The 16290-nt window shown below is 65.5% G+C and carries 15 protein-coding genes; 8 read left to right on the top strand and 7 right to left on the bottom strand.

Annotated elements, in window-relative coordinates:
* Positions 1-9 precede the first annotated feature (9 nt).
* Together HDG32_RS12915 and HDG32_RS12910 are read left to right on the top strand one after the other, a co-directional pair.
* The gene (locus tag HDG32_RS12915) at positions 10-354 is read left to right on the top strand and encodes a type II toxin-antitoxin system RelE/ParE family toxin (RefSeq protein ID WP_184067284.1); all 345 of its coding nucleotides are present in this window, start codon (positions 10-12) and stop codon (positions 352-354) included.
* The gene (locus tag HDG32_RS12910; protein WP_184067281.1) at positions 351-683 is read left to right on the top strand and encodes a helix-turn-helix domain-containing protein; all 333 of its coding nucleotides are present in this window, start codon (positions 351-353) and stop codon (positions 681-683) included. Before HDG32_RS12915 ends, HDG32_RS12910 begins: the two co-directional genes overlap by 4 nt.
* A gap of 54 nt (positions 684-737) precedes the next feature.
* Here the strand turns inward: HDG32_RS12910 and HDG32_RS12905 are convergent, their stop codons facing one another.
* Positions 738-1292 (bottom strand): cob(I)yrinic acid a,c-diamide adenosyltransferase, encoded by a 555-nt coding sequence (locus tag HDG32_RS12905; RefSeq protein WP_184067278.1) that lies wholly within the window; start codon positions 1290-1292, stop codon positions 738-740.
* Between the two features lie 223 nt (positions 1293-1515).
* Between HDG32_RS12905 and HDG32_RS12900 the strand changes: the two genes are divergently transcribed.
* From HDG32_RS12900 to proC, 6 genes are all read left to right on the top strand, one after another.
* The gene (locus HDG32_RS12900; RefSeq protein ID WP_184067275.1) at positions 1516-2934 is read left to right on the top strand and encodes an FAD-linked oxidase C-terminal domain-containing protein; all 1419 of its coding nucleotides are present in this window, start codon (positions 1516-1518) and stop codon (positions 2932-2934) included.
* 153 nt (positions 2935-3087) lie between these two features.
* Positions 3088-4581 (top strand): FAD-linked oxidase C-terminal domain-containing protein, encoded by a 1494-nt coding sequence (locus HDG32_RS12895; protein ID WP_184067271.1) that lies wholly within the window; start codon positions 3088-3090, stop codon positions 4579-4581.
* A gap of 182 nt (positions 4582-4763) precedes the next feature.
* Positions 4764-5852, top strand: coding sequence for a glycolate oxidase subunit GlcE (gene glcE / locus HDG32_RS12890; RefSeq protein WP_184067268.1), 1089 nt, complete (start codon positions 4764-4766; stop codon positions 5850-5852).
* A gap of 8 nt (positions 5853-5860) precedes the next feature.
* Complete coding sequence (glcF, locus tag HDG32_RS12885) at positions 5861-7087, top strand: glycolate oxidase subunit GlcF (protein WP_184067265.1); 1227 nt, start codon at positions 5861-5863, stop codon at positions 7085-7087.
* A gap of 36 nt (positions 7088-7123) precedes the next feature.
* Entirely contained in the window at positions 7124-7822 is a 699-nt protein-coding gene (locus HDG32_RS12880; protein ID WP_184067262.1) for a YggS family pyridoxal phosphate-dependent enzyme, read from the top strand.
* 76 nt (positions 7823-7898) lie between these two features.
* Positions 7899-8714: a pyrroline-5-carboxylate reductase gene (proC, locus tag HDG32_RS12875; protein ID WP_184067259.1), complete on the top strand. Its 816-nt coding sequence runs from the start codon at positions 7899-7901 to the stop codon at positions 8712-8714.
* A 131-nt stretch (positions 8715-8845) separates the two neighbouring features.
* Here proC and ubiA read toward each other — a convergent pair whose 3' ends face one another.
* The 6 genes from ubiA to recG form a co-directional block, all read right to left on the bottom strand.
* Positions 8846-9709: a 4-hydroxybenzoate octaprenyltransferase gene (ubiA, locus tag HDG32_RS12870; RefSeq protein WP_184067256.1), complete on the bottom strand. Its 864-nt coding sequence runs from the start codon at positions 9707-9709 to the stop codon at positions 8846-8848.
* 233 nt (positions 9710-9942) lie between these two features.
* On the bottom strand, positions 9943-10440 hold the full coding sequence (locus HDG32_RS12865; RefSeq protein WP_184034504.1) for a Dps family protein: 498 nt from the start codon (positions 10438-10440) through the stop codon (positions 9943-9945).
* Between the two features lie 153 nt (positions 10441-10593).
* Positions 10594-10758 (bottom strand): hypothetical protein, encoded by a 165-nt coding sequence (locus tag HDG32_RS12860; RefSeq protein WP_184034506.1) that lies wholly within the window; start codon positions 10756-10758, stop codon positions 10594-10596.
* A 96-nt stretch (positions 10759-10854) separates the two neighbouring features.
* Positions 10855-12309 carry a catalase gene (locus tag HDG32_RS12855; protein WP_184067253.1) on the bottom strand — a complete coding sequence of 485 codons (1455 nt, stop codon included), beginning with the start codon at positions 12307-12309 and terminating at the stop codon, positions 10855-10857.
* 410 nt (positions 12310-12719) lie between these two features.
* Positions 12720-13679, bottom strand: a complete 960-nt coding sequence (locus HDG32_RS12850) for a LysR substrate-binding domain-containing protein (protein ID WP_184067250.1) — start codon at positions 13677-13679, stop codon at positions 12720-12722.
* Positions 13680-13781: 102 nt separating this feature from the next.
* Positions 13782-16118 carry an ATP-dependent DNA helicase RecG gene (recG, locus tag HDG32_RS12845; protein ID WP_184067247.1) on the bottom strand — a complete coding sequence of 779 codons (2337 nt, stop codon included), beginning with the start codon at positions 16116-16118 and terminating at the stop codon, positions 13782-13784.
* Positions 16119-16290: the final 172 nt, after the last annotated feature.

Here is a 16290-nt window from a genome sequence, read left to right as displayed (position 1 = left end):
GAGGTGGCGATGGAGCAGGAAAAAGAAATTCGCTGGTTAGGCTCCAGCTACCGTGATTTGCTCGCTTTTCCCAACGAAGCGCGTCGTCTCGCAGGGTTTCAGCTTCACAAGATTCAGTCAGGACTCGACCCTGACGACTGGAAACCGTTCGAGTCTATCGGCGCGGGAACGCGCGAAATTCGCATCAGAGACGAAAACGGCATTTTTCGCGTGATGTACGTCACCAAATACGCCGAAGCGCTGTACGTGCTGCATTGCTTTCAGAAGAAAACGCAGAGGCTCGGACCGCGCGACAGAAGAATTGCCGAAACGCGCTACCGCGCCATCACCCATTACAGGACCACCCAGCCATGACGATCGACACCAACATTCGTCACGTAACGCGAGCCGGCGCGAACGTGTTCCTCGAACTCGGTTTTTCCGCCGATGAAGCGAAGCGCCTTCACGCGGCGTCGCAAAAGCAGATCAACGACACGCGGCTGCTCAAGGAACAGCTGATGACCGAGCTGTCCACGTGGATCGAACAGCATCATCTGAAGCAGGCCGAGGCGGCCGAAATCCTGATGGTGTCGCGCCCGCGCGTGTCCGACGTCGTCAACAAGAAAACCACCAGGTTCACGATCGACACGCTCGTGGAAATGCTGAGCCGCATCGGCAAGCCGGTCACGCTCGCCGTCGGTTGAGCCTCGGCTCGTGCGAAGCACCGTGCGTGTCCATGCGCACATGTGCGTCGCCATTCACGGCGCGCCGCGATCGTGCTGCCACAGCACGTCGGTGCCGCCGTCCGCGCGATTGAGCACGCGCGCCAGCACGAACAGCAGATCGGACAGCCGGTTCACGTACTGACGTGGCGCCGTGTTCAGCGCCTCGTGTTCGCCAAGCGCGACGATCGCCCGCTCCGCGCGGCGGCAAACGGTACGGCACACATGCGCGAGCGCGGCCGCGCGCGAACCGCCCGGCAGAATGAATTCCTTCAGCGGCGGCAGCGTGGCGTTGTAGTCGGCGAGCCAGCCGTCGAGCTGCGCGAGATGCTGTTCGGTAATCATCGTGTGACCGGGAATGCACAGCTCGCCGCCCAGATCGAACAGGTCGTGCTGGATTGCGACCAGCGCCGCGCGTACGTTCTCGGGCAGGTTCTCGCACAACAGCACGCCGAGATTCGAATTGAGTTCGTCGACGTCGCCAATCGCGGCGATACGCGCGCTGTCCTTGCGCACGCGGCGGCCGTCGCCGAGACCGGTGGTGCCGTCGTCGCCGGTGCGAGTGGCGATCTTGCTGAGGCGATTGCCCATGACGTCTCCCATGTATTAGTGACGATGCTGCCAGCTGGTTTGTCCATATTGCACGCATCGCGAAATCGCCGCCATTATATGAGCGGAAGCCGGCCCAGCGCTGCCTGGCGGGCGAACGGCGTAAAATGAAACACGTGCTGCAAACAGACCGTTATCTAAAGAAACTTTCATGAGACCGGAGTAAGCGCTGTGCCGCTAACTCCGGTCGACACAGGAGACATGCGTGAACCATCCCGTGCCGCCGGCGCCGCTACGCCGGCCGTTTCCCGCCGAATTGCTGAACCAGCTCAAAGCCGCTTTCGGCGATCGGGTTTCCGTTGCCGAAGCCGTGCGTGCGCACCACGGCCGCGACGAATCACCGTTCGATCCGCAACTGCCTGACGCCGTCGTGTTCGCGCGTACAAGCGAAGACGTGCAAACCGCCGTCAAGCTGTGCGGCCAGTACGACGTGCCGATCATTCCGTACGGCAATGGCTCGTCGCTCGAAGGACATCTGCTTGCCGTGCAAGGCGGCGTGTCGATCGATCTGTCGGAAATGAACCGGGTGTTGTCGATCAACGCCGAAGACCTGACCGTCACCGTCGAGCCCGGCATCTCGCGCAAGCAACTGAACGAAGCGCTGCGCGACACCGGTCTGTTCTTCCCGATCGACCCCGGCGCGGACGCGAGCATCGGCGGGATGTCGGCAACCCGCGCGTCGGGTACCAACGCCGTGCGCTACGGCACGATGCGCGAGAACGTGCTCGGCCTGACGGTCGTGCTCGCCGATGGCCGCGTGATCAAGACCGGCTCGCGCGCACGCAAATCGTCGGCGGGGTACGACCTCACGCGCCTGTTCGTCGGCTCGGAAGGCACGCTCGGCGTGATAACGGAAATCACGCTGCGCCTCTATCCGCAGCCGGAGGCGGTGTCGGCCGCGGTGTGCAGGTTCCCGTCGATGGGCGATGCGGTGCGCGCGGTCATCGAGACGATCCAGATCGGCGTGCCGATCGCGCGTGTCGAGTTCGTCGATTCACTTGCGATCCGCTCGATCAATCGCCATTCGAATCTGACACTGCGCGAAGCGCCCACATTGTTCTTCGAATTTCACGGCACCGAGGCCGGCGTCAAGGAACAGGCCGAACTCGTGGAGGAAATCGCCGCACAGAATGCCGGTGAAGGCTTCGAATGGGCGACGCGCCCCGAAGACCGCAGCCGTCTGTGGACCGCGCGTCACAACGCCTATTTCGCGATGCTGCAACTGAAGCCCGGCTCGCGCGCGGTCACCACCGACGTCTGCGTGCCGATCTCGCGTCTCGCGGAGTGTGTGGTCGAAACGGAGCAGGATCTGTTGGCGTCGCCGCTGCCCTGCCCGATCGTCGGCCATGTCGGCGACGGAAACTTCCACGTCGCGATCCTGATCGACCCGGACAAGCCCGAAGAGCTCGAGGAGGCCGAGCGCCTGAACCATCGCATCGTGCAGCGCGCGCTGCGGATGGACGGCACCTGCACCGGCGAGCATGGCATCGGCCTGCACAAGATGGGCTTTCTGCTCGAGGAGCACGGCGACGTCGCGGTCGACACGATGCGCTCCATCAAGCACGCGCTAGACCCTCGCAATCTGATGAACCCGGGCAAGATTTTCGCCTGGGCGGCGGCCTGATCGACACTGCGCATGCCGGCCGCGGCAAACCGCTGACACGCCCGGCGGCAACCGCGCCAAGCTGAACACGCAAGTGATGCGAAGCAGGCAGCACGAAACAGCCGGCTCGAACCAGCAAGCCGGACCGGCGCAAGCCACGAGGAGACAACTCACATGAACGCCCCCGCTGAACTGTCGGCCGAAGTCCTCGCGCAGCGTCAGCGCGAAGTCGTGCAGGCGCTGATGGCCGTGCTGCCGACCCACTGTCTGCTGTATCGCGAAGAAGACACCGTCGCGTACGAATGCGACGGACTCGCCGCGTACCGGCGTTTGCCGCTCGCGGTCGTGTTGCCGGAAACCGAATCGCAGGTGCAGCGCATCGTGCAGATCTGCCATCGCCTCGAGGTGCCCATCGTGCCGCGCGGCGCGGGCACCGGGCTGTCCGGCGGCGCGATGCCGATTCGGCACGGCGTGGTGGTATCGCTCGCGCGCTTTCGCAACATCGTCGAAGTCGACTCGTACGCGCGCATCGCGACCGTGCAGCCGGGCGTGCGCAATCTGGCGATCTCCGAAGCCGCGGCGCCGTATGGTCTTTACTATGCGCCGGATCCGTCGTCGCAGATTGCCTGCACGATCGGTGGCAACGTGTCGGAGAATTCGGGCGGCGTGCATTGCCTGAAGTACGGCCTCACCGTGCACAACGTGCTGCGCGTGCGCGCGGTCACGATGGAAGGCGAGATCGTCGAATTCGGCTCGCTCGCGCCTGACGCGCCGGGGCTCGATCTGCTCGCGGTGCTGATTGGCAGCGAGGGCATGTTCGCGATCGTCACCGAGGTCACCGTCAAGCTGATCCCGAAGCCGCAAACCGCGCAGGTCATCATGGCCAGCTTCGACGACGTCGTCAAAGGCGGCGACGCCGTTGCGGGCATCATCGCGGCGGGCATCATTCCGGCCGGCCTCGAGATGATGGACAAGCCCGCCACGCGCGCGGTCGAGGAGTTCGTCAACGCCGGCTACGACCTCGACGCGGCGGCGATCCTGCTGTGCGAATCGGACGGCACGCCCGAGGAAGTCGCGGCCGAGATCGTGCGCATGACCGCGGTGCTGCGCGAGCACGGCGCGACCCGTATCCAGATTTCACGCACGGAAGCCGAGCGCCTGCGCTTCTGGTCCGGGCGCAAGAACGCGTTTCCGGCCGCCGGCCGCATTTCGCCGGACTACTACTGCATGGACGGTACCGTGCCGCGCCGCAGTATCGGGCCGCTGCTCGCGCGCATCGAGGAGATGGAGAAGACCTACCAGTTGCGCTGCATCAACGTATTCCATGCCGGCGACGGCAACATGCACCCGCTGATCCTGTTCAACGGCAACGACCAGGACGAGTGGCATCGCGCCGAGTTGTTCGGTTGCGACATCCTCGAAGCTTGCGTCGAGCTGGGCGGCACGGTGACGGGCGAGCATGGCGTCGGCATCGAGAAGATCAATTCGATGTGCGTGCAGTTCTCGCCCGAAGAGCGCGACACATTCCACGCAGTCAAGCGAGCATTCGACGCGCCCGGCCTGTTGAACCCCGACAAGGGCATCCCGACGCGGGCGCGCTGTGCCGAATACGGCAAGATGCACGTGCGCGGCGGCCTGCTGCCTCATCCCGAGCTGCCGCGCTTCTAGCGGCTGGCGTTTGCAGCGCGCATCCACCGTTCGCCGCGCCCGCGCTGATGCTGGCGCGGCCTGCGCGGCGCTTTGCGCCCTCCCCTCCAGACCGATGCCGCGCCCCGTCATGCGGGTGCGCTCCGGCTTGCCAGCGAGCCGCCGCCCGGTACAATCAAACGAAACACAACGAGCAGGACACCATGGAAGAGGACGACATCGTCGCCGTATGGTCCGAACGCGTGCGTTCGGCCAGCGCCGAGGGACGCGCGGTGCGCATCCGCGGCGGCGGCACCAAAGACTGGTATGGCCAGACGCTGGAAGGTGAGATCCTCGACACGCGCGCTTATCGCGGCATCATCGCGTACGATCCGGCCGAGCTCGTGATCACCGCGCGCGCGGGGACACCGCTGCTGGAAATCGAAGCCGCGCTCGCCGAGCACAACCAGATGCTGCCGTTCGAGCCGCCGCACTTCGGGCCGCAGGCCACCTTCGGCGGCTGCATCGCCGCTGGCATTTCGGGGCCGCGCAGGCCGGCCGTCGGCGCCGCGCGCGACTTCGTGCTCGGCGCCGTCGTGATGAACGGCCAGGGGCAGGTGCTGCACTTCGGCGGCCAGGTCGTCAAGAACGTCGCGGGTTACGACGTGTCGCGGCTGCTCGCGGGCTCGCTCGGCACGCTCGGGCTGATCCTCGAGCTGTCGGTCAAAGTGCTGCCGCGGCCGCAGGTCGAAGCCACGCTGAAGTTCGACATGAACGGCACCGACGCGGTACGCAAGCTCAACGAATGGGGCGGCCGGCCCCTGCCGATCACCGCGAGCGCATGGCGCAACGGCACGCTCGCGGTGCGCCTGGGCGGCGCGGAAGCCGCGGTCAAGGCAGCGCGCACCGGGCTCGGCGGCGAAGTCGTCGATGCGGTTGAAGCTGAACGCTTCTGGGCCGGCCTGCGCGAACAGACTGATTCGTTTTTCGCGGGCATTCCACCGAAGGCCGCGCTGTGGCGTCTCGCGCTACCGTCGATCACCGAGCCGCTGCAGCTGCCCGGCGCGCAACTGATGGAATGGGGCGGCGGCCAGCGCTGGTGGATCACCGACACCGACGCGCAAACCGTGCGCATCAGCGCGAAACAGGCCGGCGGCCACGCGACCATCTTCCGCAGCGGCCACGGCTACGACCGCAGCGCCGGCGTATTCACACCGCTGCCCGCGCCGCTGATGAAAATCCATCGCGGCCTCAAACATGCATTCGACCCGGCCCGCATCTTCAACCGCGGCCGTCTCTACTCCGACTTCTGAGCGACGCGATGCAAACCAACCTCGCGGACTTCATTCGTAATACGCCCGATGGCAACGAGGCGGACGCCATCCTGCGCAAATGCGTGCATTGCGGTTTTTGCACCGCCACCTGCCCAACCTACCAACTGCTTGGCGACGAGCTCGACGGCCCGCGCGGGCGCATCTATCTGATCAAGCAGATGGTCGAAGGCGCGCCGGTCACGCGCAGCACGCAGGTTCACCTCGACCGCTGCCTGACCTGCCGCAATTGCGAATCGACCTGCCCGTCGGGCGTGCAATATGGACGGCTCGTCGAAATCGGCCGCAAGCTCACCGAAGAGAAAGTCACGCGTCCGCTCAATCAGCGGCTGATGCGACGCCTGCTCGCGAGCGTGCTGCCGAACAGCGCGATCTTCACGCCGGCGATGCGGTTGGGTCAGCACGTGCGCGGCCTGCTGCCGAAGAAGCTGCGCGACAAGGTGCCCGCGCGCCAACACCCGCTCGAATGGCCGAGCGCAAAACACGAACGCAAGGTGCTGATGCTGGCGGGCTGCGTGCAACCGTCGATGATGCCGAACGTCAACATCGCGACCGCGCGCGTGTTCGATGCGCTCGGCATCGAAACGCTGATCGCACCCGACGCCGGCTGCTGCGGCGCGATCCGCCTGCACCTCGGCTACCACGACGAAGCGCTCGACGACCTGCGCGCGAACATCGACGCATGGTGGCCCTACGTCGAACAGGGCGTTGAAGCGATCGTGATGAACGCGTCGGGCTGCGGCGCGACGGTCAAGGAATACGCGCACCTGCTGCGCCTCGATCCGAACTATGCCGAGAAGGCGCGCCGCATCGTCGAATTGACGCGCGACGTCTCCGAGATCCTGCCCGAGTTCGAAGAACAGCTCGTCGCCATCACGCGCCGCCGCTCGGTACACACGGTCGCGTTTCATCCACCCTGCACGCTGCAGCATGGCCAGCAGATCCGCGGCAAGGTCGAGCAACTGCTCAGCGCCCTCGGCGTCGAAGTGCGCCTGCCCGCCGACAGCCATCTGTGCTGCGGCTCGGCCGGCGCCTACTCGCTGCTGCAGCCGCGCCTGTCGTACGCGCTGCGCGACCAGAAGCTCGAGCGTTTGCAGGCGCAGGAGCCGCAGGTGATCGTGTCGGCGAACGTCGGTTGCATCGCGCATCTGCAAAGCGGTACGTCGACGCCCGTCGCGCACTGGATCGAACTGGTTGAGCACATGCTGTCCGTATAATCGGGGCATCGTCTTCGCTGAACACCGGTTCGTTCCATGTCCGATCTGCCTCACAATCTCGCCGACGTGCACGAGCGCATCGCCAGGGCCGCGCAAGCGGCCCACCGCGACGCGCAGTTTGTGACGCTGCTCGCGGTCTCCAAGACGTTTCCCGCCGATGCCGTGCGCGCCGCTCATGCGGCCGGTCAGCGCGCATTCGGCGAGAACTACGTGCAGGAAGCGCTCGACAAGATCCAGACACTTGCCGATCTGCGCGCGTCGCTCGAATGGCATTTCATCGGGCCGCTGCAATCGAACAAGACGCGGCCCGTCGCCGAGCATTTCGACTGGGTACATTCGGTCGATCGGCTGAAGATCGCGCAGCGGCTGTCGGAGCAGCGCCCGGACAACCTGCCGCCGCTCAACGTGTGCCTGCAGGTCAACGTCAGCGGTGAGGCGTCGAAGAGTGGCGTCGCCATCGCCGAGGCGGCCGCTATCGCGCAGCAGATCGCCGCGCTGCCGAAGCTGAAGCTGCGCGGACTGATGTCGATTCCCGAACCGGGCGGCGATCTCGCAGAACAACGCGCGCCGCATCGCCAATTGCGCGAGCTGTTCGAGCGCTTGCGTAACGACGGGCTCGCGCTCGATACGCTGTCGATGGGCATGTCGGCCGATCTTGAAGCAGCCGTGCTCGAAGGCGCGACGATCGTGCGCGTCGGCACCGCGATCTTCGGCGCACGCGATTATTTGCGCTGAGCATTTCCACGGGCCTTGCGCGAACCTGGCTGCGCGAAGCCCTCACCGCATCTCATCTGAACCTACCCGGACCATCATGAAAATTGCGTTTATCGGCGGCGGCAACATGGCCGCGGCGTTGATCGGCGGCCTCATCAAGCGGGGCGTCGCGCCCGCGGACCTGTACGCGGTCGATCCGAACGAAGACGCGCGCCAGCGCAACGAGCAGCAATTCGGCATCCGCACCGGCGCGGCCGCCGACGTCACGCTCGCCGACTACGACGCGGTCGTGCTCGCGGTGAAGCCGCAGATCCTGAAGAGCGTCGCCGGGACGCTGGCGCCGCATCTGCGCGCGTCGCAACTCGTCGTCAGCATCGTCGCGGGCATTCGGATCGGCGACATGTCGCGCTGGCTCGCTGGCCACAACCGCGTCGTGCGCGTGATGCCGAATACGCCGGCGCTGATCGGCATGGGCGTCACGGGTCTCGTCGCCAGCGGCAGCGTCGACGAAGCGGGCCGCGCGCTCGCGTCGCAGGTGCTCGGCGCGGTCGGCGAAACCGTCTGGTTCGACGACGAAGCGAAGATCGACGCGGTCACCGCGATCTCGGGCAGCGGGCCGGCCTACGTGTTCTATTTCATTGAAGCGCTGCAGGAAGCCGCGCGCCAGCTTGGTATGGACGAAGCGCAGGGCCGCGCGCTGGCGGTCGCGACCTTCACGGGCGCCGCGCAACTCGCGGCCAACTCCGACGAGCCGCCGAGCGTGCTGCGCGAGCGCGTGACATCCAAAGGCGGCACGACCGCGGCAGCACTCGCCTCGTTCGAAGCGAGCGGCATCAAGGACGCGATCGTGCGCGGCGCACTGGCCGCCGACGCGCGGGCGCGCGAGATGGGCGACGAGTTCGGCAAGCAGTAACGCGAACCGGCGTCGAAAAGAAAGAGCGGAAACAGACACGCCGTAGCGCGACTGTCCTTCTTCTCATCAGGGCAGGCGCCTACGGCGTGTAGAAACGCAGCGGTCTGAAGCCAGAAAAGCGCTGACGCGAATTAAAACGAAGCCACCACGTAATGCGCGGCGATCCCCGCGAACAACGCGCCGCCGAGCCAGTTGTTGTGACGGAACGCGGCAAAGCACGGCATGCGCTCGCGATGGCGGATCAGCGTGTAGTGATAGATCGCGCAACCCACCGCGACCGCCCAGCCGAGCCAGTACAGCGGACCAAACCCGAGCGTCACGCCGATGCCGACGTAAATCCCGAGCGTCACCGCATAGCACAGCATGACCGCGGCCACGTCGAAACGGCCGAACGTCAGCGCCGACGTCCGGATGCCGATCTTGATGTCGTCGTCGCGATCGACCATCGCGTATTCGGTGTCGTACGCAACGGCCCAGAAGATATTCGCGACCAGCATCACCCACGCGAGCAGCGGCACGTGATCCTGCACAGCGGCGAACGCCATCGGAATACCGAAGCCGAACGCGATGCCCAGATACGCCTGCGGAATCGCGAAGAAGCGCTTCATGAACGGATACGTGCCGGCGACGAACAGCGCGACCACCGACAACTCCCTGGTCAATGCATTGAGCGGCTGAATCAGTAGAAACGCGACCAGCGACAGCACGGTTGCCAACCCGACCGCTTCCCACGCATTGATCTTGCCGGACGTGATCGGCCGGTTCTCGGTGCGCTTCACGTGACGGTCGAAATCGCGGTCCGCGTAGTCGTTGATCGCGCAGCCGGCCGAGCGCATCAGCACCGTGCCGAGCGTGAAGATCACCATCAATTGCCACGACGGATGACCGCCGGACGCGATCCACAGTGCGTTGAGCGTCGGCCACAGCAGCAGCAGGCTGCCGATCGGCTTGTCCATGCGCACGAGGCGCAGATACAGGGGAAGTCGGGCGAACATGGGACGAATTCGGTGAAGTGCGAACACGGTGCGCCTATTTTACGGGAAGCACACGGCGGCCCAGGATTCGCGCGGTCGCGTATCGAAGTGCCACGCGCTCGAATCTGTGCGTCGTGCGGCAGCGGCGCAAAAAACAAAGCCTCCCGTGCAGGGAGGCTTGTGCGTTTTTAGCACGGCGCGGGCGATGCCGGCGCCGGCATCGGACTCGACTCGACCGGCTCAGTTGCGCCAAATCAGGCGAGCAGCGAGCGCAGCATCCATGCGGTCTTTTCGTGTGTCTGCATGCGTTGCGTGAGCAGGTCGGCGGTCGGCTCGTCGTTGGCGGCTTCCGTCGACGGGAAAATCGCGCGCGCGGTGCGCACCACCGCTTCCTGACCTTCGACCAGCTGACGGATCATGTCTTCCGCGGCCGGCACGCCGTCCGCTTCGGGGATCGACGACAGCTTCGCGAAATCCTTGTAGCTGCCCGGCGCATGCACACCCAATGCACGGATGCGTTCGGCGATCGAGTCGACCGCGAGCGCGAGTTCGTTGTACTGCGTTTCGAACATCAGGTGCAGCGTATTGAACATCGGACCCGTGACGTTCCAGTGGAAGTTGTGGGTCTTCAGGTACAGCGTGTAGGTGTCGGCGAGCAGACGCGACAGCCCTTCGGCGATCTTCTTGCGATCCTTGTCGCTGATCCCGATGTTGACGTGCTGTACTGCTGCGGCGGCTTCTTTCTTGGCCATGATGACTCCTTTGAAGAGTGATACGAACCGGTCGGCAGATGACGGTCAGCGAAAACACGAATAAAACGTTCGACAGTGTAGCGTGAATGCCGCAAGGGTTGCGCAACGCGTGCCCGAGAGCCTTGCTGCACAGCCATTCTGGCGGTACTGCGCTCAGCCGCCCAGCGCGTGTTGCAACGCCTGCGCGGCGATTACCGCAAAGCCGCTCGCGACGATCGCAAAACCCAGCGCCTTGCGAAACATCAACGCCTGCCATTGCGCCTGCATGCTCGGCGCGGCGGCCCGACCGCCAATGCTCGCCATCATCATCCGAATCATGATCGTACTCCGGGTTCGCCTCGTGACGGACCGCAGCAATGCGCCGCGCCGTCGATTACTTTGCCACTGCTTTACCATCCGCCGCGTATATGACGCCTAGCGGTTCCTGCCTTCCCGCAACGCGGCGAGCGCCGCGATCACACCTTCCGCGTAAGCCGGATCGGCGCGGCGGAAATGCTCGATCTGACGCGCGACGATCTCCCGCGGCACGCCGTCGATATGTCGCGCGATATTGCCGAATAGACGCTCACGTTGCGCGTCGTCGAACAGCGCGAACAACATGCGCGGCTGCGTGTAGTAGTCGTCGTCCTCGCGATGCTCGTAACGCGCGACCGCGCCCGCCGCGAGCGGCGGCTCGGACGCGTTCGCGTCCTGCACGAAGTCGCCGAAGCGATTCGGCTCGTAATTCACGTTGCCGCCGCGATTGCCGTCGGTGCGCAGCGCGCCATCGCGATGAAACGAATGCGGGTTCGGCACGCGCGGCGCATTCACCGGAATCTGGTGATGATTGATGCCGAGCCGGTAACGCTGCGTATCGCCGTACGAGAACAGCCGCCCCTGCAATAGACGGTCCGGCGAAAATCCGATGCCCGGCACCACGTTCGCCGGCGTGAACGCCGCCTGCTCGACGTCCGCGAAATAGTTCGCCGCGTTGCGATTCAGTTCGAGCGTGCCGACGTCGATCAACGGATAGTCCTTCTGCGACCACACCTTCGTGATGTCGAACGGATTGAAGCGGTAGTTCGCCGCATCCGCTTCCGGCATCACCTGAATTGCGAAGCGCCACTTCGGAAAGTTGCCCGCGTCGATGCTGTTCACCAGATCGCGCTGCGCGCTTTCGCGGTCATTGGCGACTACCTGCGCGGCATCGGCGTCGGTGAAGTTCTCGATGCCTTGCAGCGACTTGAAGTGGAACTTGACCCAGAAACGCTCGTTGCTCGCGTTGATGAACGAGTACGTGTGCGAGCCGAAGCCGTGCATCTGCCGGTAGTTCTTCGGAATGCCGCGATCGCTCATCAGAATCGTCACCTGATGCAGCGACTCCGGATGACTCGACCAGAAGTCCCACGCGGCGACGTTGCTGCGCAGATTCGTGTACGGATCACGCTTCTGCGTATGAATGAAGTCCGGAAACTTGAGCGGATCGCGAATGAAGAACACCGGCGTGTTGTTGCCGACCACGTCCCAGTTGCCTTCCCCGGTGTAGAACTTGATCGAGAAGCCGCGCACGTCGCGCTCGGCGTCGGCCGCGCCACGCTCGCCGGCCACCGTCGAAAAGCGCATGAAAAGCGGCGTTTCCTGGCCGACCTGCGCGAACACCTTCGCCTTCGTGTAGCGCGAAATGTCGTGCGTCACCGTCAGCGTGCCGAACGCGCCCGAACCCTTCGCGTGAACGCGCCGCTCGGGAATCACTTCGCGATCGAAGTGCGCGAGCTTTTCGAGCAGCCAGACGTCCTGCAGCACCACGGGGCCACGCGGGCCGGCGGTCATCGAGTTCTGGTTATCGGCGACGGGCGCGCCGGCGGCATTGGTGAGCTTACGTTCGGACATGGGCACTCCTGCGTGGTTTCTATCGAATCGGGGAAAAGCATGCGGCATCCATGCGCGACGGACGCCGTCACGGGTAGGCGCGTCAGGCGGCCAGCACCCGGTCGGCCAGCAACGACACGGCGACCGTACGGATACTCGGCGCGGCGGCCGTCGTGGCCGGTTGCGCGGGAAAAGCGTGGATGGGCTGTGAAGGCGCTTGCATGGTGTTTTCCTCCTGGCTTGTCTCGCGCCCCGACTCGGAGTCTGGGCGCTGAGCCTTATCGAATAAGGGGATCGGGCGATCCCTTGAGGAAACTATAGCAACATCTATCGAATATTCTTATTTGATTAATTTAATCTATTCGATAGGGCTTGCGCCCTTTTTGCGGCAGGCCGCACCGGTGTCCGGCGCGGCTGCGGATGATGGCGAGTCAGTTGACGGCGGCGGGCAGATCGAGCTTTTTGACGCCCGGCAGGTCGCACGCGGCGACTGCGTCGCAGATCGCGTCGATCGCGGGCATGCGCGTGAAGCTCTTGCGCCATGCCAGCACGACGCGGCGATCGGGCACCGGCTCGTCGAACGCGACATAGCTGAGCAGGCCCGCGTCGATACCGCCCGCATGTGGCTTGACCTCGTGCACCGACATGCGCGGCAGCACGGTAATGCCGACGCCGCTTGCGACCATATGACGAATCGTTTCGAGCGACGAGCCCTCGAAGGTCTTCTGGATGCCGTCGGCGTTCTGCGAAAAGCGCATCAGCTCGGGACACACGCCGAGCACGTGATCGCGGAAGCAGTGACCGCTGCCGAGCAGCAGCATGGTTTCCTGCTTCAGGTCGTCGGGGTCGATCTTCGGGCGGCTTTCCCATGCGTGGCCGGACGGCAGCGCGACGACGAACGGCTCGTCGTACAGCGGACGCAACATCAGCCCGGTTTCGGGAAACGGCAGCGCCATGATCGCCACGTCGATTTCGCCCTGCTTGAGCAGCTCGATCAGCTTCAGCGTGTAGTTTTCCTGCAGCATCAGCGGCATTTGCGGCACGCGCTGGATCATCTGCTTGACGAGCGTCGGCAGCAGGTACGGCCCGATGGTGTAAATCACGCCGAGGCGCAGCGGACCGAGCAGCGGGTCCTTGCCCTGCTTGGCGATTTCCTTGATCGCGAGCGTCTGCTCGAGCACGCGTTGCGCCTGCGTAACGATCTGTTCGCCGATCGGCGTCACGCTGACCTCGCTGGTGCCGCGCTCGAAAATCTGCACGTTCAGCTCGTCTTCGAGCTTCTTGATGGCGACGGACAGCGTGGGCTGGCTGACGAAACACGCTTCGGCGGCACGGCCGAAGTGCCGCTCGCGGGCCACCGCCACGATGTATTTCAATTCGGTGAGCGTCATTCGGGGATCAATCAGTCCGATGGATTCGATAGGTTCTAGTTATACACCTATAGGGTCGGTTCGCCAACTTTTTAGCCGTTGTGCTTGCGGCGGGGACGGCGCTCAGGCCTTCAGATACTGCTCGCGCGCGCCGAGCCAGCGCGCCAGATGCTGAATGACCACGTCCGGATATTGGTCGAGCAGCGTCGCGGCGGCTTCGCGCGCCGGCTCGATGAGGTGCTGATCGTTCTGCAGGTCGGCGAAACGCAGCATCGCGGCGCCTGACTGCCGCGCGCCGAGGAACTCGCCAGGCCCGCGGATTTCGAGGTCGCGGCGGGCAATCTCGAAGCCGTCGGTGGTTTCGCGCATCGTTTGCAGGCGCGCGCGGGCGGTCATCGACAGCGGTCCGGTGTAGAGCAGCACGCAGACCGACGCGGCGCTGCCGCGCCCCACGCGTCCGCGCAACTGATGCAGCTGCGCGAGACCGAAGCGCTCCGCATGCTCGATCACCATCAACGATGCGTTCGGCACGTCGACGCCGACTTCGATCACCGTGGTCGCGACCAGCAGCTGGATCTCGTTGCGCGAGAACGCGTCCATCACCGTGGCCTTTTCGGCGGGCGCGAGGCGCCCGTGCACCAGCCCGACCTTCAGCTCGGGCAGCGCGGCCACCAGCGTCTCGTAGGTCTCGACCGCGGTTTGCAACTGCAGGGTCTCGCTTTCCTCGATCAGCGGACACACCCAGTACACCTGGCGCCCCGTCAACGCCGCCTCGCGCACGCGGCCGATCACCTCTTCGCGGCGCGCGTCGGACACGAGCTTCGTGAGGATCGGGGTGCGGCCGGGCGGCAGTTCGTCGATCGTGGAGACGTCGAGGTCCGCGTAGTAGGTCATGGCGAGTGTGCGCGGAATCGGCGTCGCGGACATCATGAGTTGATGCGGCTGGAAGTCGGCCGCGCCGTCGGCGGCGCCCTGCGCCTTCGCGCGCAACGCGAGCCGTTGCGCGACGCCGAAGCGATGCTGCTCGTCCACGATCACGAGTCCGAGGCGCGCGAACTCGACCGCGTCCTGGATGATCGCGTGCGTGCCGATCACGAGCTGCGCGGTGCCGAGCGCGGCCGCTTCGATCGCGGCGCGCTTCTCCTTCGTCTTCAGACTGCCCGCGAGCCACGCGACATTCACGCCGAGCGGCTCGAGCCAGCCGCGCAATTTGCGCGCGTGCTGCTCGGCGAGAATTTCGGTCGGCGCCATCAGCGCGGCCTGGTAGCCGGCGTCGATCGCCTGCGCGGCGGCGAGCGCCGCGACGATCGTCTTGCCGCTGCCGACGTCGCCCTGCAACAGCCGCTGCATCGGATGCGGCTGCGTCAGGTCGAGCGCGATCTCGCCGCCGACGCGCTGCTGCGCGGTCGTCAGCGAAAACGGCAGCGCCTTCAGCAGCCGCGCGACCAGCGCCGATTCGTCGCCGAGCTTGCGGCGCGGCATGGCCGGCGCGGCGCGCGTGCGCCGCTCGTCGTGCGCGCGCTTCAGCGACATCTGCTGCGCGAGCAGCTCCTCGAACTTGATGCGCACCCAGGCCGGATGCGTGCCGTCGATCAGCGCCGTTTCGTCCGACTGCGGGCCCGGATGATGCAGCGTGCGCACCGCGTCCATCAGCGCCGGCACGCCGAGCGGTTCGAGAAACGCGCGCGCGACCGGCGCGGGCAGCAACTCCGGCAGCGACGTGCGCGCGAGCGCGTTGTCGATCGCCTTGCGCAGATACGCCTGCGACACGCCCGCGGTGCTCGGATAGACCGGCGTCAGCGCCTGCGGCAGCGGCGTGTCTTCATCGACGACGCGCACGGTCGGATGCACCATCTCCATGCCGAAGAAGCCGCCCCGCACGTCGCCGCGCACGCGCAGGCGCGCGCCGGGCGCCATCTGCTTGACCTGCGAGCCGTAGAAATTCAGAAAGCGCAGCACGAGTTCGTCGCCGTCGGCGTCGCGCAGCTTCACGAGCAGCTGCCGGCGCGGGCGATAGGCGATCTCATTGTCGAACACCACGCCTTCGGCTTGCGCGATGCCGCCGGGCAGCAAGTGACCGATCGGCGTCAGCGAGGTTTCGTCTTCGTAGCGCATCGGCAGATGCAGCACGAGGTCGATGTCGCGTGTGAGGCCGAGTTTGGCGAGCTTGTCGGCGGTTTTGACCGGGGCTTTGGCGGCAGCTTTTGCCGCGCCTTTGGTTTTGGCGGCGGGTTTGTCGTCGCTCGCGCGGTCGGCGGCGAATTGATCCGGCGGGTCGCCCGCGTGGCCGCCGGGCTTGTCGCCGTCGCGCCCGGCATCGTGGCCGGCGGACATCATGCCGCCTTGCGCGCCATCTTCCGCCGCATCCCGCTCCCCCGCCTCCGCCCGCGCACCGCGGCGCCGCGGTTCGGCGCCCGCTTCGAGGGTGGCAACGGACGATCGGCGGTCGGACAAAGGCATAGGCTGCTTCGCAAGTACAATATCGGGTGCTGTCGAAAAGAAGTCGTGCCGCCCTTCGCGCGTCCAGCGTAGGCAGGATGCGGCACAAAGCGCGCGGGCCGCTTCGGCGTCCCGCCATCATAGCCGCCCGGCTCCGGCTTCGGCTCAATTCAGTCCCAAATCAGTCCCAACC

Source organism: Paraburkholderia sp. CI2 (assembly GCF_014201055.1).
GTDB lineage: Bacteria > Pseudomonadota > Gammaproteobacteria > Burkholderiales > Burkholderiaceae > Paraburkholderia > Paraburkholderia tuberum.
Note: the sequence above shows the minus strand (reverse complement) of the source record. Positions and strands in the feature narration are given on the sequence as shown.